Annotated in this window: 21 protein-coding genes and 1 pseudogene; 11 read left to right on the top strand and 11 right to left on the bottom strand. The window is 35.4% G+C overall.

Annotated elements, in window-relative coordinates:
• Nucleotides 1-52 precede the first annotated feature (52 nt).
• Complete coding sequence (locus tag AMS59_RS26900) at nucleotides 53-253, bottom strand: DUF3953 domain-containing protein (RefSeq protein WP_369814308.1); 201 nt, start codon at nucleotides 251-253, stop codon at nucleotides 53-55.
• 922 nt (nucleotides 254-1,175) lie between these two features.
• The gene (locus AMS59_RS05550) at nucleotides 1,176-1,373 is read right to left on the bottom strand and encodes a hypothetical protein (RefSeq protein ID WP_053482747.1); all 198 of its coding nucleotides are present in this window, start codon (nucleotides 1,371-1,373) and stop codon (nucleotides 1,176-1,178) included.
• Nucleotides 1,374-1,828: 455 nt separating this feature from the next.
• On the opposite strand from AMS59_RS05550, the gene AMS59_RS05540 reads away from it, so the two are divergent.
• The gene (locus AMS59_RS05540) at nucleotides 1,829-3,343 is read left to right on the top strand and encodes an SH3 domain-containing protein (protein ID WP_053482745.1); all 1,515 of its coding nucleotides are present in this window, start codon (nucleotides 1,829-1,831) and stop codon (nucleotides 3,341-3,343) included.
• A 284-nt stretch (nucleotides 3,344-3,627) separates the two neighbouring features.
• On the opposite strand, the gene AMS59_RS05535 is transcribed toward AMS59_RS05540, so the two are convergent.
• Nucleotides 3,628-3,828, bottom strand: a complete 201-nt coding sequence (locus AMS59_RS05535; protein ID WP_053482744.1) for a hypothetical protein — start codon at nucleotides 3,826-3,828, stop codon at nucleotides 3,628-3,630.
• A 452-nt stretch (nucleotides 3,829-4,280) separates the two neighbouring features.
• Here AMS59_RS05535 and AMS59_RS05530 point away from each other — a divergent pair, with 452 nt between their 5' ends.
• From AMS59_RS05530 to AMS59_RS05525, 3 genes are all read left to right on the top strand, one after another.
• Nucleotides 4,281-4,502 carry a hypothetical protein gene (locus AMS59_RS05530; protein ID WP_234007695.1) on the top strand — a complete coding sequence of 74 codons (222 nt, stop codon included), beginning with the start codon at nucleotides 4,281-4,283 and terminating at the stop codon, nucleotides 4,500-4,502.
• A gap of 369 nt (nucleotides 4,503-4,871) precedes the next feature.
• A complete protein-coding gene (locus AMS59_RS24080; protein WP_234007685.1) occupies nucleotides 4,872-5,033 on the top strand; it encodes a hypothetical protein in 162 nt (53 codons plus the stop codon).
• Between the two features lie 144 nt (nucleotides 5,034-5,177).
• Complete coding sequence (locus AMS59_RS05525) at nucleotides 5,178-6,524, top strand: sodium-dependent transporter (protein ID WP_053482789.1); 1,347 nt, start codon at nucleotides 5,178-5,180, stop codon at nucleotides 6,522-6,524.
• Between the two features lie 69 nt (nucleotides 6,525-6,593).
• On the opposite strand, the gene AMS59_RS05520 is transcribed toward AMS59_RS05525, so the two are convergent.
• Genes AMS59_RS05520 through AMS59_RS05505 form a run of 4 tightly spaced genes read right to left on the bottom strand, consistent with a single transcriptional unit; the run spans nucleotide 6,594 to nucleotide 10,309 of the window.
• Nucleotides 6,594-6,980, bottom strand: coding sequence for an STAS domain-containing protein (locus AMS59_RS05520; protein WP_053482742.1), 387 nt, complete (start codon nucleotides 6,978-6,980; stop codon nucleotides 6,594-6,596).
• A 50-nt stretch (nucleotides 6,981-7,030) separates the two neighbouring features.
• A complete protein-coding gene (locus tag AMS59_RS05515) occupies nucleotides 7,031-8,725 on the bottom strand; it encodes a methyl-accepting chemotaxis protein (protein ID WP_053482741.1) in 1,695 nt (564 codons plus the stop codon).
• A 27-nt stretch (nucleotides 8,726-8,752) separates the two neighbouring features.
• Nucleotides 8,753-9,175: an ATP-binding protein gene (locus AMS59_RS05510; protein ID WP_234007684.1), complete on the bottom strand. Its 423-nt coding sequence runs from the start codon at nucleotides 9,173-9,175 to the stop codon at nucleotides 8,753-8,755.
• A 3-nt stretch (nucleotides 9,176-9,178) separates the two neighbouring features.
• Nucleotides 9,179-10,309 (bottom strand): SpoIIE family protein phosphatase, encoded by a 1,131-nt coding sequence (locus tag AMS59_RS05505; RefSeq protein ID WP_053482739.1) that lies wholly within the window; start codon nucleotides 10,307-10,309, stop codon nucleotides 9,179-9,181.
• Between the two features lie 712 nt (nucleotides 10,310-11,021).
• Between AMS59_RS05505 and glnA the strand changes: the two genes are divergently transcribed.
• Nucleotides 11,022-12,356: a type I glutamate--ammonia ligase gene (glnA, locus tag AMS59_RS05500; protein WP_053482738.1), complete on the top strand. Its 1,335-nt coding sequence runs from the start codon at nucleotides 11,022-11,024 to the stop codon at nucleotides 12,354-12,356.
• Between the two features lie 112 nt (nucleotides 12,357-12,468).
• Here the strand turns inward: glnA and AMS59_RS05495 are convergent, their stop codons facing one another.
• The 3 genes and pseudogenes from AMS59_RS05495 to AMS59_RS24875 form a co-directional block, all read right to left on the bottom strand.
• The gene (locus AMS59_RS05495; RefSeq protein WP_053482737.1) at nucleotides 12,469-13,569 is read right to left on the bottom strand and encodes a hypothetical protein; all 1,101 of its coding nucleotides are present in this window, start codon (nucleotides 13,567-13,569) and stop codon (nucleotides 12,469-12,471) included.
• 119 nt (nucleotides 13,570-13,688) lie between these two features.
• Nucleotides 13,689-14,168, bottom strand: coding sequence for a hypothetical protein (locus AMS59_RS05490; RefSeq protein WP_053482736.1), 480 nt, complete (start codon nucleotides 14,166-14,168; stop codon nucleotides 13,689-13,691).
• A gap of 58 nt (nucleotides 14,169-14,226) precedes the next feature.
• Nucleotides 14,227-14,372, bottom strand: a pseudogene (locus AMS59_RS24875) (IS1595 family transposase); the annotation flags it as partial.
• A 208-nt stretch (nucleotides 14,373-14,580) separates the two neighbouring features.
• On the opposite strand from AMS59_RS24875, the gene AMS59_RS24870 reads away from it, so the two are divergent.
• On the top strand, nucleotides 14,581-14,757 hold the full coding sequence (locus AMS59_RS24870; RefSeq protein ID WP_156304561.1) for a sporulation protein Cse60: 177 nt from the start codon (nucleotides 14,581-14,583) through the stop codon (nucleotides 14,755-14,757).
• Between the two features lie 23 nt (nucleotides 14,758-14,780).
• Complete coding sequence (locus AMS59_RS05485; RefSeq protein ID WP_053482735.1) at nucleotides 14,781-14,990, top strand: hypothetical protein; 210 nt, start codon at nucleotides 14,781-14,783, stop codon at nucleotides 14,988-14,990.
• A 163-nt stretch (nucleotides 14,991-15,153) separates the two neighbouring features.
• Here the strand turns inward: AMS59_RS05485 and AMS59_RS05480 are convergent, their stop codons facing one another.
• Nucleotides 15,154-15,546 (bottom strand): NUDIX hydrolase, encoded by a 393-nt coding sequence (locus AMS59_RS05480; RefSeq protein ID WP_082337388.1) that lies wholly within the window; start codon nucleotides 15,544-15,546, stop codon nucleotides 15,154-15,156.
• A gap of 275 nt (nucleotides 15,547-15,821) precedes the next feature.
• Between AMS59_RS05480 and AMS59_RS05475 the strand changes: the two genes are divergently transcribed.
• The 4 genes from AMS59_RS05475 to AMS59_RS05460 all read left to right on the top strand — a co-directional run bounded on the left by AMS59_RS05475 (nucleotide 15,822) and on the right by AMS59_RS05460 (nucleotide 21,202).
• Complete coding sequence (locus AMS59_RS05475; RefSeq protein WP_053482733.1) at nucleotides 15,822-16,685, top strand: AraC family transcriptional regulator; 864 nt, start codon at nucleotides 15,822-15,824, stop codon at nucleotides 16,683-16,685.
• Between the two features lie 179 nt (nucleotides 16,686-16,864).
• A complete protein-coding gene (locus AMS59_RS05470; protein WP_053482732.1) occupies nucleotides 16,865-17,488 on the top strand; it encodes an HAD family hydrolase in 624 nt (207 codons plus the stop codon).
• Nucleotides 17,489-17,645: 157 nt separating this feature from the next.
• Nucleotides 17,646-18,416 (top strand): GNAT family N-acetyltransferase, encoded by a 771-nt coding sequence (locus AMS59_RS05465; protein WP_053482731.1) that lies wholly within the window; start codon nucleotides 17,646-17,648, stop codon nucleotides 18,414-18,416.
• Nucleotides 18,417-18,847: 431 nt separating this feature from the next.
• Nucleotides 18,848-21,202 carry a M13-type metalloendopeptidase gene (locus AMS59_RS05460; RefSeq protein ID WP_053482730.1) on the top strand — a complete coding sequence of 785 codons (2,355 nt, stop codon included), beginning with the start codon at nucleotides 18,848-18,850 and terminating at the stop codon, nucleotides 21,200-21,202.
• Nucleotides 21,203-21,563: the final 361 nt, after the last annotated feature.

The raw sequence follows: 21,563 nt of genomic DNA, 5'->3' as shown, positions 1-21,563 counted from the left end.
TTGGCATGCGCTTCCTTTGAAATGGCGAACATACGTTGAAGAACTTTTGTCATCAGCTCGGGAGATTTATCAAAAAAAGTATTACTTGATTTTGGCTAATCAACACGTGTGATTTAATAATAATGCCTTCTATCGCAGAGTATAAGATGAATAACGAACTGCACAAAATGAACATACCCCACAATAAATTTCGGGTTCTTTTATATTCGCGTAACCCTATTATAAGTAACGTTATACTCAGAAGTATTAACATCAATGGTAGTAAGTTGTAGTTTTCTGTAACCTTACAGTAAATACCAATTAACATAACAAGGACTGCAAAAATTAATTGAAATAACATTAAAATATCAAACTTTTTTTCTTTCATTTATTTATACCTCCCAATGATAATCTGTCACCTTCAAAAGAAAACCTTTTAAATTAAGTTGTTTCGTTAGTTGAATAACTGAATATTAATTTATTTATTAAAGTGTAACATGTTTCCAAATGTTGGTGCGAGATGAATGTGTGAGTTCATAAAGCAAGTTATGATGAGATTGCGGTAGCACATCATTAAGCTGATGTGCATTGTTAAGTCCCCGCAGAACAGCCCTCAGACATGGTAAATGTGCAATAAATGAGATTGACTGTTACGTCCAACCGAGACGATAACGACTAAGTAGCTTAAAGGTCTATTCAACAAAAAGCGGAACTCTATGCAGAAAAACCACTATAAAATACTCGAATTGGATAGCTATTCAAATCGTAGTGGAACATAAGGGTAAATGTGACATCATCTAAAGCGTGTGAGTGAATACAGATTTTTAATAGAGGAACTAGGGTGTCAACGGGAGCGAGTTCGACAACAAGTACGATACCGTTTGGTTACACTCTATCGGTAAAGGGTTTTGAAGCTTGTTATTATTCGGTGGTATGGAAGCTATAACAGGAGAACTATTGTTTAGTTTAATTGGATTGAATAGGATTTCTGTAATAGCTAGAGGTAATTTTTGCGATAGGGGCAACGATAGCGTTTGATAGTGGCTTTTTGTTCTAAGTCAAACAGCACTCAACGCAATCGAGATGAACAAAATCCATCCGTCTGTTCAATTCTCGATGCGTCTGAGAGTGTTGTACAGAACTTGAATGACCGCAGATAAAGCCATTCTGACCATTCGTTTTGATGGTTTGTGAAGTTAAGTTATGACATTGAACGCAAAGTACATTCCAACTAGGGTAGCTAACATAATAAAAGGTTTGAAAACCCACTGTGGGGCTTTAATAATTTTCAAAACCACCCCTATAGCAACACCTGCTACAAGCATGATTATTAGAATAAGAGCTAATTGAATTGCCATGTTATTTATAACTGAATTATCTATAAAAAAATCCATTCTCTATTTCCTCCTTCTTTACTTGTAATTGTAAATGAAGTAGTAAGTGATAGCATTAATGTATTTTTGATATTAAAAGGATTGGTGCAACTCAATCGTTTGACCGTTACTCATAGCGATACGATAAGGTCTAAAGCATTTTAAGTTTGAGTTAGATTACAACAACAATAGCAAGCTTACAGAGCCATTTAACGAGCCTGTAAGAGTTGATAGATTTTGGCTTGGGCTTGTTTCAATGGACTTTAGGAAGTTTACCTATTTCACAAAAATCCAACAATCACTATTTACAACTCTTTCACCGAATCAATATATTGTTAGGGCTATCATTTATCATTCTACCCTGTTAAATGAAATAAAGATAGAATATTACTCCTATCTCAAATATTGGGTTTATGATAACATATATATGAATCTTTTAACTTTAGAAAATATGAAAGGAAGTGTAATAATCAAATATGAAAAAGATATTGAAACCATTGATTAGTGTTATTGTCATTGGTGCCCTCTCTCTATCTATAAATATAGATAAAAATGTATTAGCTAATGATATTGCAAATACATGTGAGTATAATTCGGCATCGAAGGTCAACCCTGATTATTCCACAATGAACTGTTTGTTAACCGAAACAGCACTGAGTTATGATGTTCCTCCTGAAATTGTGAAGGCAATAGCGGAAGGTGAAAGTGGGAATTGGCGTCATTTCGATGTGAATGGTGAAGCGATTGTGACAGCTGATAAGGGAATTGGCATTATGCAAATTACTAATCAAGCCGGCTACAATCAAGATAGACTAAAAAGCGATATTGTCTATAATATTCAAGCTGGTGTAGAGACTCTAGATAAAATGTTTAAGCGGAAGGATTTACCTAGCATCAACGGTGGGGAAAGAGATGTATTGGAAAATTGGTACTTCGCTATCATGGCTTATAACGGTACTAAGCCAGTAAATAGTCCAATTGTCCAAGCAACTGGTGAAAGAAATGCAAATGCCTATCAAGAAAGAATTCTCCGAATTATTGAGAAATCGGAATTAATAGACTTAACAGAGCTGCCTTTTTCACGCGAACATTTTCAATATGACTCTAACAGCAGGGGAAATATTAAATTTTCAGCGATGAACTATGATTTTGATTTACCATTAACAAAATCAAAGTATTTTTTTAAAACAAATCAAAAAGTTAGTGCAATAACTAATGTAACATTTAGGACAAGACCTACTACGGATAGTCCTTCTTTGGGTACTTTACGTAAAGGCGAAATTGTTACCATTACGGGTCCTTTTGAATATGAAGAAGTATCAACGAAGAAAAACCATTTTGTTTGGTATCCTGTGAAAAGAAATGATGGGACAGAGGGGTATGTAGCATCAAGTTATTTAAACTACTCAGCTTCAACACCAACGCCAACACCTCCAGTAACACCGCCCACAACGGGCAACGTTGATGTATCAAAGTTTGCTGATTACAATGCAAACCAATACTGGGCTGAGGATTTTAAGTGGGCAGTCAACATCGGTATCATCAGTGGATACCCAAACGTGAAAAACCCATCAACAGGTAAGTACGAAAACTTACTTAAACCGTACAATAACTTAACGGAAAACCAAATGTTATCTATCCTATTTCGTTACTTCAAACCATCAGAACTAGCTTCAACGATAGCTAATACTTCATGGTATGGAGACGTAAACTACCAACTGGCTACAAAATACTCTCTACCAGTCCTAGGTGCAAACACAGCATCCAAACAAGCCATTGCAGGGAAGGATATCACACGGGGTAACTTCGCTCGTATCTTAGCTTCAATGCATTATGGTAAGACTGTATCTCAGTCAGAAGCTATTAAATTCCTTCGTGATAATGGTTTAACAACTACTAAAACAAATGAAGAGTTTAAACCAAATGATTCTCTAGCAAGAGCGCACACAGTGGCATTCTTCCACCGTTACGAACAAATATTCAATAACTAAATTGCTACTTACAAGTGAAAAGGTGACTATAAAAGTCATCTTTTCTTTTTTTATGTTTAATAAATCCTTTCTTGACACTCCTCGAACCTTTCATAACTAAATTCATTGACACAGATTGCTTGATGGGAGCTACAAAGTCTTGTGTTAAGCTACTGGAGTGATTGAAAAAAGCATAACAAAAGGACTTGCGTTGTATGGTTGTATCCATCCCACAAGTCCGTAGGTTGATGTGTGAGGGACTATTGTTTTGTTTGTTGAAAAGGTGATAGTAGCGCACTTGAATTTTATTTGCGTTTCTTTTTAGTATAAACCACAAACCAAACAAAATATAAGATTGTAACTAGTGATAAGCCTAATGAAACATATCTATTTTGCTCATAGGGCAAAATAATAGCAAGAACAATAGTTAATATAGTTGCAGGTAATACAGTGTAAAACCACACTCTCACTGCTTTATTTTTAAATGAAAGTTCAAATCGCTCCATACAATCACCTCATCCATTATTTATTAAAACATCTTTGTTTAAGTTATTGAAAATTCTATCTATATGGAAATCATAACATAGCAAAGTTTGAGTTGGTAGATAAATGGCAAATGTGTAACAAATGTGATTGACAGAACATAACAAAAGGACTTGCAGATTTGAGTTGTATTCATAGGCAAGCCCCTAGATAAATGTGTAATGAGGATTGTAATAGTTATTGAAATTTTTGATAATAGCCCACGTTTAATATGAACTGTGTCTTTCTATAATCAACTAATGCCACCATATTTATTACAATAAAATTCTATATTTATGATATGAGAAGAAGAAATACCATTTAGCTGATTACATTGTTAAAAGAATTAACAAGCAGAAATATAGAATTGAACGAGGTTCGAAATAAATCATATAAAGCTGCAATTCACTTGAGAATTAGGTGTTTTAAAATGGAGGTGAAAAACTTGAAATTTGTATATTTTAACGATACTGGAAGAGAAGTAAGCATACATCCAGCAACCGAGATACATGGCGCAAAATGTGATATGTCAACTATTCAACCATTAGAAGAACGGACTTTTATTCTACCTGAAAACACATATCCTTGGGTGAAAATGTGGGATTATGGAGAAGAACGTGGGCTTAGTATTTTAGTCTCTCCTCAAAGGGAAGAGTAAAATCTTCATTTCATTGAGGCTCATTATGCTAGTAAATAAAATCATCGTTTAATTTTGAGTGTGACACAGGAGCGACAGAGCCACTCGTGAGTCGCAGGTGCTTCGTAGCTCGCTCCTAGAAATTGAGTTGGTAAATTGGTCAGTTAAGGTCAGAAACGTGTCAGACGGACGGTTGGAGCGCTACATGGTAAGGAATAACGATACCCTATTTGAGTTTCTTCTATAAACACAAATTACTTAATACACTTGCAATTCACCAACAACCTTTACAATAAATACTAACAGTTTAAAAGGGTAGTGTTCATTGCTTATAAACTATTGATATTCATACTTTTTCGGTTAAATCCCTCATTCACTTACTTTTTAGGTATGGAACCAGTTGTAGGTGATTCACTATATAAAATGATCGTAGCTGGTATCTTGCCATTTAACATTGTGAAAGGTATTTTAATTACTATCATCATGGCATTACTATTCACAACAATGCGTAAATGGATTAATCATCAGCGTTCCATGTATTTAACAAAATAATTGGAATGAAACCTCGAGCTGCTACATGCTCGAGGTTTTTTTGGATAATATTGCGCAAAAGTAACATATAGAATTAATCTAGTCGGGTTTAGTATTTTAATGTAGAATAAGGAAGAGCTTAGAATGTTAGAGGAGTTTGAAGAGATGAGTGAAAAAAAGAGTCAGTGGTCTAGTAAACTAGGCTTTATTTTAGCATCGGCAGGAGCTGCGATCGGACTAGGGGCAATTTGGAAGCTTCCATATGTTACTGGACAAAGTGGTGGGGGAGCGTTTTTCCTTATTTTTGTTCTATTTACATTGTTGATTGGTTTACCGATGTTATTATCAGAATATATTTTAGGTCGTGGTACACAGTCTGAGGCTGTGACTGCCTATAAAAAAATTGCACCTACGAAAATAGGCTGGGCTTGGGTTGGTCGTATGGGTGTACTCGGTTGTTTTTTATTGTTAAGTTTTTATAGTGTTGTGGGAGGTTGGATTTTTATCTATAGTGGCCTTGGTGTGACTGGGGCTGTTATTGATCCTGCCAATGATCCTAGTGAACTATTTGGAAAGATTGTAGGAACACCTTGGATTACATTACTAGGTTTAGGATTGTTTACGCTTGTAAATGTGCTAGTCATTTCACTTGGTGTGCAAAATGGTATAGAAAAGGCTAATAAGTGGATGATGCCTTTATTATTTATTATGTTTATTGTGCTTGTTGTGCGGGCTTTAACATTAGATGGAGCAATGGAGGGGGTTAAATTCTTCTTGTGGCCGGACTTTTCCAATATAACTGGAAAGGCTATATTAGAAGCGTTGGGGCAGTCCTTCTTTGGCTTAGCGGTAGGATTTTCTTGTCTTGTGACGTACAGCTCCTATTTAAAGAAGGATGTGAGCTTACCGAATTCTGCAGGCTCCGTTGTTCTTCTCACTGTGCTTGTATCGTTCTTAGCGGGATTGGCAATTTTCCCTGTTGTATTTGCTTTTAATTTAGAACCAGCATCTGGACCAGGCTTACTATTTATGGTTTTGCCAACAGCATTTAGCCATATGCCCTTTGGTGAAATATTTTTAGCGATGTTTTTAATATTATTTTTATTTGCAACGTTAACTTCTTCCTTTAGTTTATATGAAATTATCGTAGCGGCATTTATGGAGAAAGGGCGTATGTCTCGTCCTGCATTGACAATGCTACTAGGTGTAGTAGTCTTTGTTGCGGCGATACCTGCAGCACTTTCATCGAGTACATTAGCGGACGTATCAATCTTTGGAAAAACAATTTTTGATGCAACTGACTTTTTAGTATCTAATTTAATGCTTCCGTTAGGTAACTTGTTGATTGCTATTTTTATTGGGTATGTAGTTGATAAAGAATTTGTGAAGAAGGAATTATTAATAGGAAGTCAAATGGGGCAGGGGTTCTATTCAACATATCGTCTATTGATGTTAATAGTAGTACCTCTTGTAATTATCGTTGTGTTCGTAAATATGCTTTTACAATATTAAAAAGAGAAGGTTGCGTTCCGTTTAAAGGAATGCAACCTATTTTTTTATAATGATGGGGGCAACAATAGGTTAATATTCGCTAAGCGATAGCTCACCTAGCCAGCCTTCTTTAATGGTTTGTCTCGCTTGCTCTTCGCTTTTCGTAATAGGGAATACTTTATCGACTTGCGAAATAGCAAATAAGTTGCGAATGAAATCATCGACGACAATAATGGCGATTTTCTTTTCTTTTACAGATACTTTCTTTGCGAAATTGACGATCATGCCAAAGCCGGTACTATCAATGTTTGTAACCTTTTGCATATCGATAATGTAGCCATGTTTTGTTTCCAAGCTTAACGATTGAAGCTCTTTTTTTATCTCTTCAATCATCCCGTATTCTAAATCGCCAGTAAATGCAATCAAAATATAATCAGCCTTTGTGTCAATATTTATCGCAATTTTTTTCTGATTCATACTATAGCGCCTCCATTTTCTTTTTCATGTAAGGGAATTCTTTTTGGAAATTAAAACTTGAATTTATTGACTTCATTTTGTAATTTATCAGCAATTGATGCTAATTCATCTGAACTTTGGGTAATTTCTGCAACGGTTGCATATTGTTCTTCTGATGTTGCGGCAATTTCCTCTGTTGCTGCTGCGGAATCTTCAATAATACGAGAAATATCTTGAATGGCTTGTTGAACACCTAATGAGTTATTGTTTACATGCGTAAATGCAGCCTTCATTTGCTCGACGCCTTTTTCTGTTTCTTCAACCTTTTCAACAATTTCCTTTAAAGCAGTTCCTCCTTTATTGATAATTGTTACTTGCTCCTCTACAGCTAGCAAATTACTTTCCATTGTGCGAACTGTCACAGAGGTTTCAGCCTGAATATCATTAATGAGATTTGTAATTTGTCCTGATGCTAAGCTTGATTGTTCAGCTAGTTGACGTACCTCTGATGCAACAACGGCAAAGCCTTTTCCTTGCTCACCTGCCCGTGCTGCTTCGATGGCTGCGTTGAGGGCGAGTAGATTTGTTTGCTCTGCAATACCAGTAATAACGGTAATAATACCACCAATTTCTTCAGAACGTTTACCGAGTTTTTGGATAGAATCTGTCGCATAAGACACTGTTTGCGTGACGTCGCTTAAATGTTTAATAGCCTCATTAATAGCCTCTTCACCTTTACGTGCAATTTGGGTCGAGTCTATAGCGCTATTTAACGTACCCTCGGCCTTTTGTAAACTGCTCGATACTTCTTCGAGCGTTTTTTGCATCATGGACACTATTTGTTCAGCCTGATCAGATTGAGTCGTAGTGCCAACTGCAATTTCGTTCATCGAAAGTGCAATTTGGCTAGAAGCCTCGCTTGTTTGGTGTGATGATTCTGCTAATGAGTGTGATGAGTTAGCTATTTGGTTAGCACTACCAGCTACGATTGTCATCGTCTCTGTTAAGCGATTTTTCATATCACTAAAGGCATTTGCTAAAACTGCAATCTCATCTTTACCTTTTGGGTTTAATAACTTTACATTTAAATTTAAATCTGCTAACTCTTTAGCGTTTGTACTTAAAATATTAATAGGTCTGATGATTTGTCGCTGTAAAAACCAATTAATCCCAACAATCATTAATATGGCAATTCCTAAGGAAATCGCTACATTTTCCAGTGCAGATTTTGTAGCAATGCTGATATATGGAGCGGTAGGTACAGCTGTTGCCCATACGCCAATAACATCTCCTTGGCTATTTAAAATGGGGTCATAGGCGCCTTGATGCATACTCCCCAAGACATTTGCTGATCCGATAAAACGTTTTTTTTCTCCTAATACTACTTTCGCAACTTCATCAGAAACCTTTGTATTTAATGCGCGTTCACCATTCTCGACTATATTTGTACTAATACGAGTATCGTTTTGGAAGATTGAGACGACATTTCCGTTTGTTAGCTCTCCCACTTTATCAGCTACGTCAAAATTGTCTACCATTTTGACGTCACCTTTATACAATTGATTGTTTTTAATGGACCATTCTCCAGGGAATTTAGCATCCAAATAGTCATAGCCCAATTGAATATCTGATAAAAGCTTTGTATTTGCGCTTTCTAAAAGATTGTTTTTGGCAACATAAAAATTTATTCCTGCTAAAAGTGTAGTGAGTAGCAAAATACACCCGAAAATTAACAGGCTCATTTTTCTTCGGATTGACAGCTTCATGAAAACTCCTCCAATTTTACGTATACTTTATACATGAATCTTTTTTGAAATACCAACTAAAAATTTCGTTTCAGAAATATTTTTAAACCAAATATGGTCGACCATATTTTTAACAAAAAATAAACCTCGCCCACGATCTGAATAATCCAGTTCATTTAAATCAAATTGTAGAGCTTTATTCCAGTCCTTTTCAGCGATTCCTTTCGCTTCATCAGTAACTGTTATTTTTATTTCTTCGTTAGAATGAGATACATGTACTTGAATAGCTTTTTCGGAGTATGGATCATTCTTCTTCACAGCTTCCACAGCATTTATAACTAATTCATGTACGACAAATCGTAATTCTCTTTTAAAAGGTAAATTATATACATTTGTATAGTTTTCTATAAGTTGATCTACATAAGCTATAGCTTGTGTATCAGGATTTACATTGAGTATGAATTCCATCATCGATCACCGACCCTGTAATGTAATTGTTATTGAAACTACTGTTATATCATCGTTGTGAAAATTATCGGATAAATCGTATTTTTGGGAAAATTTTCGCAAGGCATAGCCATTACTATGTGAAGCGTAGGAATGGAAAAAGTCCATATCAACAACGTGTTGATCATTAATTGTCAATAATCCATCCGTATAAAGTATTATGCGATGCCATCCGGATAACGGTATCGTTTTTTTATTGATAGGAATGGTTGGGAATAGCCCTAATATAGGTGTATTTGCTGGTAGGAACACTGTCTCTCCGTATTTTCCAAATAAGAAACCAGATGGATGAGCCGCATTAACATAGTGTGCAGTTCCGTTTTTCGTATCAATGAGTATGTAGATAGCCGTCATTAAAAAACGGTCCATATCTTCATCAGAAAATAGCTCGTAAATTTGGCGATTAAGTTCTCGAATGACGAAAACTGGATCGATTAATTTCGTAATCATTCCTTTTAACAAAGATCTAATGGACATTGTGACGAGGGATGCGGCAATGCCATGTCCCATTGCGTCGTAAAGAAGAATGGCAGTTAAATGTTCATTAATCTTAAACCAGCAGTACATGTCACCTCCTAATGTGTTGGATGTCACATAAAGCCCATCAATCTGAATATGCTCAAGATTCAATGGAGGAGATAGTGCATTTTTTTGAAATTTCTTCGCGACAACTAAATCTTTTTGAATAATACTTTCTTGCTGCTTTCGTAGCTTAGTTTCCTTTTGATATTTAAGGGCCACCTGAATCCGAGTTTTAAACTGAGTAAAATCAAATGGTTTTAAAATAAAGTCGAAAATCCCGGCTTCAAAAACCCTATCAATTGTAATGCTTTTTTCATAAGTAGTAGAAAGGAGGATAGGGGTATCAATCCAGTTTTTTAGTTCGTCAATTTGTTGACAAATGTTCTCGCAATTTTTAAGCGTCATTTTTGCATCGAGAATAATTAATTCCAGCTCTTCTTTCAAAGAATCTGCTAAATAATTCATTGCTGCGTCAGTTGTTGTAAAGCAATGAATATTTTTGGTGTCGATACGATGAAAATATTTTTGCAGACGTAATACATCATTATTTACGCTGCCAATAATTAATACTGACATGTTTTCTACATTCACCGCCTTATGTATCTTTAACAGAAGATAAAGCCTCAGACGCAATTAAGCCAAGGTAAAATTGATATGATAATTTCCGACTATTATATATACGCCATATTTGCTTATCTAATGAATAACACAGAAATTCTAATTCGCTATAAATTTACCAATAAATGTGACATTATACAAGACTAATGTGATATAAGTTATAGGTTTATCCATTTAATTTAATTAGAAGAGGTAGATTTCCGCTACAGGCTACTCACTTTGTTGCTGACGCTTCGCTTTCGCACAGAGCAAAGCTTCCTGCGGGCGAGCGTTGAGCCGCTTCTTCGCTGTGCTCCGTGGAGGGTTTCGTCTATCTCGCTTTTCCCGCGGGAGTCGAGTAGCTCTTCACTACAATCAGTTAAAAATGGGCGGACATGAGCAAAAAAATCTAGAAAGAATCTATTATCAGTAAAAAATAAATGTATATTTCCCTAACTAATAGGCGATAAGTCAAATTTTCCAACTAAAACACTTTACGATGAGTCTAAAGACCTTGAATAATAAGCGAAAAGAGAGGGGGATTCTATCCATCTGAAAAAAAGATTAATATATTCGATAAAATGCATGTAATAAAACCTTACATAGATATTGTGTTTTACATTCTTTTAATGTATTTTAAAAACAGTTAAAAAAATCAGTGTTAATTAAAATTACATCGGAGTGGTGAAAAATGAAACGTTATACAAAAGAAGATATTAAACACCGTGTTAAGGAAGAAAATGTGAAATTTATTCGCCTACAATTTACTGATATATTAGGAACAATAAAAAACGTTGAAGTACCAGTTAGCCAATTAGAAAAAGCATTGGACAATAAAATTATGTTCGATGGTTCATCAATTGAAGGTTTTGTACGCATTGAGGAATCAGATATGTACTTGAGCCCTGACCATGATACTTTCGTCATTTTCCCTTGGACTGCTGAAAAAGGCAAAGTGGCTCGTTTGATCTGTGATATTGTTCGACCAGATGGTACACCATTTGAAGGCGACCCACGCTCTAATCTGAAGAGGGTTTTAAAGGAGATGGGGGAATTAGGTTTTAGCTCATTTAATTTAGGACCAGAGCCAGAATTTTTCTTATTTAAGCTAGATGAAAAAGGGCATCCAACACTCGAGTTAAATGATAGCGGAGGGTATTTCGACTTAGCCCCAACTGACTTAGGGGAGAACTGTCGACGTGATATCGTATTAGAGTTAGAAGAAATGGGCTTTGAAATCGAGGCATCACATCATGAAGTTGCACCTGGTCAACATGAAATCGACTTTAAGTATGCAAATGCGATCGAAGCATGTGATAATATTCAAACGTTTAAGCTTGTTGTAAAAACGATAGCTGCACAGCATGGACTACACGCAACCTTTATGCCAAAGCCACTATTTGGTGTTAACGGTTCTGGCATGCATTTTAACTTATCATTATTTGAAGGGGATAACAATGCGTTTTATGATGAAAGCGCAGAATTACAATTAAGCCAAACAGCGCGTAGCTTTATGGCAGGAATACTAAAACATGTACATGGTTTTACAGCTGTCACGAACCCACTTGTTAATTCCTATAAACGATTAGTGCCTGGCTATGAGGCTCCTTGCTATGTGGCATGGTCTGCACAAAACCGTTCACCACTTATTCGAATTCCAGCTTCACGTGGACTATCAACACGTATCGAGCTGCGTTCTGTCGATCCAGCAGCAAACCCTTATTTAGCGATGGCTGTTATTTTAGCATCAGGGCTCGATGGCATTCGCAAAGATCTCACACCACCGGATGCTGTAGATCGCAATATTTATAAAATGTCACGAGCTGAACGTGAATTGAATAGTATTGACAGCCTCCCAGCGTCATTGGAATACGCACTCCTTGAACTAGAAATGGATCATATCGTACGTGAAGCGCTTGGAGAACATATCTTTGAAAAATTCACGGCTGCTAAAGAAATAGAATGGAATAATTACCGCACACGTGTCCATAACTGGGAGCGGGAAGAATATTTGAAAATGTATTAGAAGGGGAGTGTTGGGGCTTTGGTGCTCCGACACTTTTTTGATCTAAAATATGATGAATTGAGTGTCGAAGAAGAAGGCTATCCCAATTTTTCATTAATTGGAATAGCCATTTTTAGTTAGGGAGTTCACTTTGGATAATTAATTTGCTTTTTTCATTTAGTTCATAGTTATAGATATAATAACCATTTTCTGCTGAAAATCTAAAAATATCAGGCATTTCTAACCAACCATCTTCGACTAATAAATGATCCTTTATCTTAAATTTTTTATAGTACCCATTATCATTGAAAAATAAAAATATTTGATTATAAAAATCAGAGTTAAGATCACTTACACTATCAATATCCGAAACAACCTCTTGCGAATGATTGGTCGCAGCGTCATAAAAAATTAGCTTACCATCACCAGTTGAAGGTTCAGATGGGGCGTCAAATGTTAGATAAACCCATTGTTGATCATTTAGAAGCCTTGCCCAACCAATAAATTCATATGAACTCTTAAATTCTTTTATTTCTTTACTTTTCACATCATACAAATAGAGGTATCCAAAATGATCTTTTTCATCAGTAAATAATATTTTTCCATCCTTTGCAGACAAAGACATATTTCTGAATGTAAAGCTATTTAAATTAAATATACTTGTTGTTTCGTCTGTTTTGAGATTTTTAAGCAAAACTTCCGCTTTTTCATCTTTTCTATTCATTTTAATCCACGCTGCGTAGTCTCCGATTAGTATAGGAAAATCATTAGTAACGTTTTCTTCATTTTCTTTTGTCAATGGCTGAATTTCTTGCGTCTTTAAATTCATAAAATATGGATTCAGATACCCTCCATGTTCATCGGTATCTACCCACAATAACCAATTATCATTTAATTCTACCCCTTGAACTGATGGTAATTTGAATTTACTGGTGAAAATAGTTGTGCATTTTTGAGTCTTGCGATTATATTGAACAATTTTATTATTAAGAGAAGGACTCTCTTGATCTACACTCATATAAATATAGTCAGCATTACCCCTATAAGAGTGAATATTAGTAAAAGGTACGTCTACTGTTTTATTAAAATCTTTATCGATTATTTGATAATAATTTGAACTTTGGGGTTTAATCAAAGATCTATTTGACTGTACACCATTATATATGGCTTTAAAAACGATGAATAGGAATATAGCGGCACATGATAGTATTATTGTTCTCTCTATTATTTTCAAGTGAATCTCTCCATTTGAACTAAGATATTTTTATAGACTGTGTTGATGTTGTTTTTGAATGATTTTTAGGGAATGGGTTTCCTGATCATATTTCAACTTAAAGTAGGTCATAAATGCCGCTATATGGATAAATATTTTGTATAATCTTCGAACTGAGATAAATAATTTTTTAAATTATTATCCACTTCTTTCAAATCACCATATATATTTTGGTTTGCTAAATAAAAAGCATCCGATAAGTAATTCATTTCAACTTCTATCCACTTATTACTTTCCTCTAACTGTAAATGGTCAATTAATCGAAATAACATTGAAAAAACGTCTGATACGTTGTTAGTTGAAAGAAAATATTCGTTCAGCAGTCCGAGTAATATCTTAGAAGGATGGTCGTTAGTATTTAAATCTCCATTGAACAATTTTAGTTTCGAACAGACATCAATGGATTTTTCCTGAGAAGACAATGATATTTCAATTACTTCATACGGTGGATTATCAAGGCGTTCAATAACATTATCCGCCCATTTAATCACATCCTGAACAGTATAAAGACCTATTAAAATCCCTAATCTATATACTTCCGCAGTTACTTTTATATCCATACTAAAACTCCTTCTTTAGCAGAACCAGCTAAACATTAAATTTAGACAGACGAAGAATTTAAAAGGTATCTGTCATTTCGAACACAATAGTAGTAAGCAAAACTCTTTAATATTGTGTTTTGTACTTTCATTACTACGACCATCGACTAATAATAACCAAGTAAGATAATTATCGAGATACTTAGTTGCAACACCTTTAAAACGTACTCGAGGGTTTCATCACCTAAGAATTTGCTCAGCTTTGCTCCAATCATCTCATGTTTAAAAAGGAATTTGAAGCATATATTACCGAATATTCCGTATAATATTCTCGTGGTCTATCTACTCCTATTGCGTTCCTAGCTACTACCGAAAATATTTTGTGACAAATACTTCCTATTAATCTATGATTGGAAGAAAAGGAGGAAAATGTATGACGCAAGCAACTCAAGTAGTGACAATCCAAAATAATGATATTGTACAATTTGAACATGATATTAATAACGCTCTATTAGATTTAAGCGAGTATTTAATAGTGGATATTAAATACAATACGTTATATATAGGGGAACATACAGTTATACATTCAGCTTTAATTATTTATAAATAATTGATTCAAAAGGGGGGAATATCTTGTCAAAAATATATTGGGTATCAATTGCTAAAAGAACGGATGAAACTGAAGTGGAGCAGAATGTCATTGAAAAAATATTTGCGAAGAAATCTGAACTAAAGGATTATTTAGAACAAGAAGGCTATTGTAAGGCAGCAAAAAATCAATATATTAAAATCGATGATAAATTGATATACGAAGCGGCCGTTGAAAAAGTAAAAATGAAATAATTAATATTTAAGAGTTTTACCCGCGGGTGGAAGGGAAATACCCGCGGAAGAAAGATAAATATCCTCGATCGGGGTAATGCCAAGCACTAAACCTAAGTTTCTCATCATTTATTGTCATATGCATCTTCCTACTACTATTTATCCTAAGTCAAAGACGATTCTCTTAGTGGAATAATGATAATAGAAATTGTCTATCTTCAGGGAAGGATAATATTAAATCTAGTAAATCATCTTTTGATTTCCATGCAATTTCATAAATCAATTCATCGGGATCATGTATCGTCATTTGTCCACCGGTAATGATTGTTTCGAAATAACGAACTTCTACTACATCATTATTTTTATGTAACACTTCTCTGACGATGTCTACTACAAATCCTGTTTCTTCATACACTTCGCGGATACAACATGTCTCAAAATTTTCTGTAGCTTCTATTCCGCCTGATGGTACTGCCCATGTTTTTACTTCCTCTTTAGTACCTTGCAAAACCATTAATAATTGATTGTCTTCGTTTAAACAAATTCCTGCAGCCCCTTGCCATTTAACCAATATCAAAACCTCCAATCTAATTTTTTATACTATTTTAACCTATATTATCCAAAAGTAGGTATGGCGTTTGTTAATTCTATGTATATAGGTTGATTGGAGTGTAGACTTTGCGCTTTGCTCTGCACGAAAGCGAAGCGCCAAGTCGGAACGGAAATCAACCCCACGCAATGGTGATGGGTCAATAAAAATAAAGCTTTCTTTTTAACCAGTCCAAAGTTAGCATAAAAAGACAGGAATAACTAATTCTGATGTTTTAAGCTATAAACAAGGAGTGAGAGCAATTGAGTTGGATTGAGTCGATTCAAAAAGCAATAAATTACATCGAAGAGCATTTATTAGATGACATCACAATGGAGCAAATTGCACGAGAGGTAAATTCTTCGGTCTTTCATTTTCAACGGACTTTCTCGATTTTAACGGATATGTCTATTGCCGATTATATAAGACGTAGAAGGTTGACATTAGCTGCACAGGAGTTAATAAATACAGAGCAAAAAGTAATCGATCTCGCCTACAAATATGGCTATGACTCTCCTGAAGCTTTCACAAAGGCATTTCGTAAGCAGCATAATCTAACGCCTAGTGAAGCAAGAAAGAAGCAAGGACAACTACAATCATACAATCGCCTGGTCATCCAGGTAAGCCTGAAGGGAGCAGAACCAATGAAGTATAAAATCGTAGAAAAAGAAAAGTTTCAAGTGGTAGGGGTAAAAAGAACATATAATTGTCAAAATGGTGAGAACTTGCAAGACATTCCTCATTTTTGGAATGAGATGAATTCGAAAAACTTCGATCATCAACTTATCCAATTAAATAACGGAAGCATCAAAGGGACGCTAGGTGTTTGTGTACCAAATACAGACCAAGGGCAAAATGGTTTCATTGATTACTGGATTGCTACGGATCATGTAGGGGAAGTGGGAGAAAATCTATTAGCGTTGGAGATACCTGCATCGAAGTGGGTTGTCTTTGAGGTGCATGGTCCTATGCCAGATGCGATGCAAAATACCTGGAAACAAATTTATTCAGAGTGGTTCCCATCCAATCCATATAAACCAGCAGGAACAGCTGAACTTGAAGTTTACCCTGATGAAGATGCATATAGCCCTGATTCATACTCTGAAATTTGGATTCCTATTCAATAAAGAAAAAATGGATTTGGTAAACGATTAGTTTGCCAAATCCATTTTTGTAGTGAGGATGTTTTATATAGTGTAGTCCAACCATAGTAAACATCATATTTTGTATCTAAAATTCTCCTTAAGAGAAATTTTCGTATTTCTTGACATCCATATTTTGTATAATGTATTGAAGGAGGGTGCATATGGACATAGATAGCATTATTTTCGATTTGGATGGAACACTTTGGGATTCAAGAAAAACAGTAGCGCAATCATGGACGCAGGTAGTTCAGGCGTCTCCTTTCGGTAAAGGAAAGATAACCGAAGAAGATTTATCTAAAACGATGGGGTTACAAATTAAAGAAATAGCTGCTGTATTATTTGATTATCTTGATGAAGAAAAGCAGCTGGAGCTTATTTTAGCATGCTGCCAGCAAGAGCAAGATGATTTATTACGCAATGGCGGTATTTTATATCCACAGTTAGAAGAAACTTTACTAGCTCTTTCAAAAAAATTCCGCTTGTTCATTGTGAGCAATTGTCAGGAGGGCTACATTGAAGCGTTTTATGCATTTCATAAACTAGACAAATATTTTCTCGACTTTGAAAATCCAGGGCGTACAGGCTTGTCAAAAGGAGAAAATATTCAATTAATTATGGAAAGAAACCACATAAAAAACGCTGTATATGTGGGAGATACACAAGGAGATATGCTTTCTGCAAAGTTTGCGGGGATTCCTTTTGTTTTTGCTTCCTATGGTTTTGGTAAGCCAGAGGAGTATGACTATATCATCGAAAAGCCAATAGATTTATTGAATATATTTTAAACTAGAGAGGGAGTATAGAGTCTGTCGTTTATGACGGTCTTTATACTATTATTTTGTTAAAAAGATCAAGGAATGAGAAGCGCGTTGCTAATGAGTAGGTGGGAGGAATTAACGATATAATGTATGAAGATATATCAAAAGAATAGGAGGAATGAAAATGATCAAGGTGACGGCCGAGAATTATTCGATTATCAAAGAAACAATAGAAAGGGCACCAACATTTGTCTATAGCATACTAGATCAAGTAATAGAAGGCGCTGTCTACGCTGACAATGAAAGTTTCCATGCATTACTATTTCAAACCAAATCGGGAATATACTATGTTTATGGCGATTCGTCCAGCGAACAAATCGTAAATAAACTTGGATCTTTACTACAAGATTCTATTGATCAAAGTAAACGTTTTACATTATTTTCTTACTCAGATGATTGGAACACAAAAATTGAACAAAGATTAAATGGTCTTGTGAAAAAACTAGAAAGATACACTTTTACCTTTGCTATAAATGCTTATAACGATAGAGAAAGACGAGTGTCACTTGACTACGAATTCATTAAAATCAAGCAATTTCAAATTGAACATTGTTTAGAATTCGACAATAAATATTATGAGGAATACTGGGATTCTACTAATAATTTCCTTGGAAATGGCTTTGGTTTTTGTCTGCAACAAGGAGATAAGATTATTAGCGAAGCGGTCTCTATTTTTAAATCGCATCAATTTGCAGAGATTGATATAGTTACTGATTCGAACTATAGAGGAAAAGGATTAGCAAGCTTCATTGCAGAGAAATTTATTGATTATTGTATTTTAAATGATATACAGCCTTGTTGGGATTGCGATATTCATAACCAAGCATCTTATCATTTAGGCACTAAGCTAGGCTTTAGTAATCCGCAAAAATATGCAATTTATATAAAATCTTAATACATAAAAAATGCTTACGGTGAAAAAATATTTTATTAAAAACCAAGGCTGAAGCTATTTTAAATAGTGAATTTTTATTTACTGTCAGACACATTATATGTAATGAAATTAAAAGGATAGAAGAGCCTAAATAAATTCGCTCTATCTATCCTCTTTTATACCAGAAATGACCCTATTTACTACAACAACTAATTTGTTCGTTAGTCAATCTAATGTTGCGGTCATTCAAAAGGAGTTCTCAAAGATTGTTGCTTCTAGTTTGGTTATCTTCTTCAACTAAAGCCTCAGTTTGCTTAAGTGTGAAAATGAAAAAGCTCCTTACATATTTTCAAACTGAAAAAAATCGACTACAATGGTTTCTGGATGGTAGAAATTCTAAATTATATCCATTTATCTTTATTTATACAAATTTACTTTAGAGGAGCACGAAGATGAAAAAGAAGTTTTTATCCTTACTCATGTCCATAATTATGGTCTTATCAGTTAGCGTATCGGTGTATGCCGATGAAACGTCGCCACCAGCGACAAGAGGAGAGATCGTTAAAACCTTGTTGATGGCAGCAGACGCTTATCAACCAGGAATTAATAAAGAAACAATTATGCAAGGCTCTAAAAACGAAGATTTAAGAGAGAATGAGCCAGCTAAGAAGGTTGAAGCTTTAGTCATGTTGAGCAGGGCATTCGGCAAATTGCCAGAGCCTGTCGGAAATGATCTGCGCAGTGGGACATTTGGCGTCGAGTTCACCGATGTACCCGCTTGGGCTAAGAAAGATATCGATAAACTGGCGAAAGCAGGCGTACTGACGGGCAAACCTGACGGCACATTAGGCGCAAATGACCCTATTACGATCGATGAGTTCCAAAACATTATCGCCAGAGTTTGGTCGCTTAAAGGCTCCCATTTAAATGACGATTTTTATGAAGCAATCAATAAGGAATGGTTAAATAAATCGACAATTCCGACAGGAGAAATCATGGGTGGTGGATTTCCTGAGCTGCAAAAGCAAAATACCGATAAAATAGAAAAAATAATAAATGAGCTCGTTGGCAAACAATTCGAAGAAGGAACAAAAGAACAGAAAATTGCCGACTTCTATTCGACGGCGTTGGATACAAAAAATAGAAATAAACAAGGGATTGAGCCCATTCAAAAATATGTAAAGGCAATTGACGGGGCTAAAACGCTTGATGAACTCGTTCAAGCAGATCTTACCCTGGAGAAAGAATTGGGTCTAAGCTCATTATTCAGCTTTGCAATCATGAACGATGCAAAGAACAGCAGTGAAAATGCTTTGTATTACTCTGGATTAACTACTGGTCTGGATAAGAACAGCTTTGTAACGGAAGACGCGAAAGCGAAAAAAGCCTATATTCAATACATGACAAGACTTCTTGTGGCATCAGGCGAGGAAAAGTCTGCTGCGAATGCACTTGCCGAAAAAGTGTATGATATGGAGAAAAGCTTAGCTTCCGTATCACTTGAACCTCATGAAGCGGGCGACGTCAATAAATACTATAATCCGTATACAATCGAAAAATTTGATGACATGTTCAAAACAGTAGATATGAAACAAGTCTTGAAATCGATGAAAGTCGACAGTGCTGATAAAGTGATCGTAACCGATGTGAAGCTGGCGCAAAAAGGCGCAGAACTCTTGACTGAAACTAATCTTAACGTGCTTAAAGCTTACTCCAAATTGCAACTGCTTAAGGAAACAGGCAGTTTGTTGTCAACTGAATTCAGAGATGCTGCTATTGAGTTTTCCGCAACGTTATACGGCGTTACAGGAGAAAAAACAGATCAGGAAATCGCAGTAGCCATGACAACTGGCACAATGGGTGGATATTTGGAGCAAATGTTTGCCGAGAAACATTTTTCACCAGAAGCTAAAAAAGATGTTGAGCAAATGGTAGAGAAGTTAATTACTACGTATGAGGAAAGAATCAAATCTCTTGATTGGATGTCAGAAACAACAAAAGCTAAAGCAATTAAAAAGCTGCATACGATGATTGTTAAGATCGGTTACCCAGATAAGTGGGATACGACATTAGATCAAGTAGCTATCAAGACATATGACGAAGGCGGTTCGCTGTTCTCTAATACCTACACAGTAAACAAAGCATACATTGATAACGCGAAAGCCAAGCTAGGAAAACTGGTTGATAGAACGAAATGGGCAACAAGCGTATATACCGTAAATGCTTTCTACAATACTTTTAATAACGAAATTACGTTCCCAGCCGGTATTCTCCAAGCGCCTTTCTATGATATTAACGCTAAACCTGAAGCAAACTATGGTGCCATTGGCATGGTCATTGGCCATGAAATCAGCCATGCATTTGATAACAACGGATCTGCATACGACGAAAATGGAAATGCAAATAACTGGTGGACAGAAGAGGACTTTAAGAAATTCAAAGAGAAAAACCAGGAACTGATTGAGTTCTATAATGAAATTGAGATTATTCCGGGTGTGTTAAGCGATGGTCAGCTTACACTAAGTGAGAATGTCGCTGATTTAGGTGGAATGGCGGCTTCGCTGCAAGTTGTATCTAAAATGAGTAATCCGGATTATAAAGCATATTTCGAAAGCAATGCAGAAATATGGAAATCCACAACTACAAAAGAATTTGCAGCGTTACTGAGCAAAAATGATGTACATTCAGCCGCTAAAATTCGGGTAAACCGCACGATTGTGAACTTCCAGCAATTCTATGATACCTATGGAATTAAGCCTGGAGATGGCATGTATGTAGCACCTGAGGATCGAGTTTCTATCTGGTAATAAAATTAGAGCAGATAGAGCTAATTCCGATAGCTCTTACATCCGTGTATAAAGGTAAAGAGGATGTTTAGGAAGTCCTTTTTAGAGTAAGGCTGTTTTTTCAAAAATTGTTGCTTTTAAAACAAAAAGGCAGATTTAATCTACACAACGTATAGATTAAATTCTGTCTTTTTGTTTCGATATTTCGTGAATCGAAAATGTAATTAAAGCACCCAATATTTTAAGTGTATTCATCCACAAACTAAGTTTTTTGCATAATCACATTTATCTACTATTATATTTATTCACGCGTGTTGATTATCTAGTTTCTTCCAATAAAAATTAAATAAAAAGAGAGATTCTCATGTAAAATGTTAGTTAC

Source organism: Lysinibacillus sp. FJAT-14745 (genome assembly GCF_001275675.1).
Classification (GTDB): domain Bacteria; phylum Bacillota; class Bacilli; order Bacillales_A; family Planococcaceae; genus Lysinibacillus.
This window is presented reverse-complemented; position numbering and strand designations above follow the sequence as displayed.

Bases quoted from the DNA above. Each gene is read 5' to 3' on its own strand.
- AMS59_RS26900 (WP_369814308.1), bottom strand. From the start codon at position 253: ATGTTAATACTTCTGAGTATAACGTTACTTATAATAGGGTTACGCGAA.
- AMS59_RS05550 (WP_053482747.1), bottom strand. From the start codon at position 1,373: ATGGATTTTTTTATAGATAATTCAGTTATAAATAACATGGCAATTCAA.
- AMS59_RS05540 (WP_053482745.1), top strand. From the start codon at position 1,829: ATGAAAAAGATATTGAAACCATTGATTAGTGTTATTGTCATTGGTGCC.
- AMS59_RS05535 (WP_053482744.1), bottom strand. From the start codon at position 3,828: ATGGAGCGATTTGAACTTTCATTTAAAAATAAAGCAGTGAGAGTGTGG.
- AMS59_RS24080 (WP_234007685.1), top strand. From the start codon at position 4,872: ATGGAACCAGTTGTAGGTGATTCACTATATAAAATGATCGTAGCTGGT.
- AMS59_RS05525 (WP_053482789.1), top strand. From the start codon at position 5,178: ATGAGTGAAAAAAAGAGTCAGTGGTCTAGTAAACTAGGCTTTATTTTA.
- AMS59_RS05520 (WP_053482742.1), bottom strand. From the start codon at position 6,980: ATGAATCAGAAAAAAATTGCGATAAATATTGACACAAAGGCTGATTAT.
- AMS59_RS05515 (WP_053482741.1), bottom strand. From the start codon at position 8,725: ATGAAGCTGTCAATCCGAAGAAAAATGAGCCTGTTAATTTTCGGGTGT.
- AMS59_RS05510 (WP_234007684.1), bottom strand. From the start codon at position 9,175: ATGATGGAATTCATACTCAATGTAAATCCTGATACACAAGCTATAGCT.
- AMS59_RS05505 (WP_053482739.1), bottom strand. From the start codon at position 10,309: ATGTCAGTATTAATTATTGGCAGCGTAAATAATGATGTATTACGTCTG.
- glnA (WP_053482738.1), top strand. From the start codon at position 11,022: ATGAAACGTTATACAAAAGAAGATATTAAACACCGTGTTAAGGAAGAA.
- AMS59_RS05490 (WP_053482736.1), bottom strand. From the start codon at position 14,168: ATGGATATAAAAGTAACTGCGGAAGTATATAGATTAGGGATTTTAATA.
- AMS59_RS24870 (WP_156304561.1), top strand. From the start codon at position 14,581: ATGACGCAAGCAACTCAAGTAGTGACAATCCAAAATAATGATATTGTA.
- AMS59_RS05470 (WP_053482732.1), top strand. From the start codon at position 16,865: ATGGACATAGATAGCATTATTTTCGATTTGGATGGAACACTTTGGGAT.
- AMS59_RS05465 (WP_053482731.1), top strand. From the start codon at position 17,646: ATGATCAAGGTGACGGCCGAGAATTATTCGATTATCAAAGAAACAATA.
- AMS59_RS05460 (WP_053482730.1), top strand. From the start codon at position 18,848: ATGAAAAAGAAGTTTTTATCCTTACTCATGTCCATAATTATGGTCTTA.